At 30.8% G+C, this 1338-nt stretch carries 1 protein-coding gene; it reads right to left on the minus strand.

The genetic code is table 11. The features are described 5' to 3' along the window. Positions 1–187: 187 nt before the first annotated feature. A complete protein-coding gene (locus ABD730_RS05760; RefSeq protein WP_344713203.1) occupies positions 188–970 on the minus strand; it encodes an enhanced serine sensitivity protein SseB C-terminal domain-containing protein in 783 nt (260 codons plus the stop codon). Positions 971–1338: the final 368 nt, after the last annotated feature.

Below are 1338 nucleotides of genomic sequence, written 5' to 3' on the forward strand. Positions count from 1 at the left end.
AGAAAGCTACAATGTTTGGTGGGTGACCGAAAGTCGGCAATATTAATCACAACGTGTTTGTATATGGTTTGTTGCGTGTTTAAAGCAACTAATTTAGTAAATATTTACCGACCAAGAAAATCCGCGAGGATTTTCGTAAGTAGGCTAGAACTAGCAATAAATTATATACGGTGTTGCCAACAGTTATTTATTTCCGAATATAAAACGGTTTTGTTTGGTTAATGAAATATTCCGAAATTCCATTGTCTTTTTCAATCTTAATAAAATCAATAATTTCTTCTTTTCCAATTATTTGTTCTGCTAATGCTCCAACTTTTCCAGAAATTGTAGACATATTTCCCTCAACATCAATTGCAATTATTAAATGTGGTGGTTTTTCGGATTTGTCCATTTTTATAGTTGCTAAATATGCTGATTTAACAATTGTTTCTTTTTTAAATAAATTAGACAGTTCATTAACTAATTCTGTCGGATATTTTGAAGGTTGTCCAATTAGCACTTCAGTATCTTCTTTAATTTCCATTTCATTAGTTTTCTCGAAAATTGAACCATTTAAAAGACTTTCAATTTCTTGGGGAATTAATTCTTTCCCATAATCTGAATATGGATTTAAAATAAAAGTTGCTCCTTTTGTAAATCCAAAAAGGTCTTGTCCTTTCATTGATATAAATGGAACTTGTTCTTTTACAATTCCTTTGTCAAAAATTCTATTTGTGGAAGTAAATACAGGAATTTGTCCGTTTTCAAAAGTTACAAGTTGAACATCTGTGTCTTTTTCTAATGTTTTTCTACCTTCTTCTGATTCTCTATGACCATTTGTTAAAACAATTAGTTCGTTCCAAAGTAGTTTAGTGTAAAATTCATTTCTCGCAGAAATATCAGACGAAGCTTTCATTAAGTTTCTTTCAAGTTCGTTTTCAGGAAAAGTTGATTCCGTTTTTTTCTTTTTAAATATGTCAAATAATCCCATTTCTTAATTTCAGGTGTCGGTTTTTTTAATTGTTGGCAACGGTTTAGTATATGATTTGTTGCGTGTTATAAGCGAGTAAGTTAACAAATAAAAACCGAAATAGAAAAACCGTGAGGTTTTTCGACAGTAGGCAAGAAGCAGCTATAAATTATATACATTGTTGGCTAACGTTTTTTCTTTTTACGAACTACTCCTTTGTGTATTTATAGNTTTTTTCCGCAAAGAGCATCAGTTTTGATTTTCGGCCGAAATTTTGTGACATCAAAATCGGTTGATTTAAACAACTAGTTTCAATTTTTTTAAATTCCGAACAGTTCAGCCGTACGTTTTGCCATTCCGCTTATCATCCAAAAGTTGAGGATTGCTAT

Source organism: Winogradskyella damuponensis (assembly GCF_039538385.1).
GTDB lineage: Bacteria > Bacteroidota > Bacteroidia > Flavobacteriales > Flavobacteriaceae > Winogradskyella > Winogradskyella damuponensis.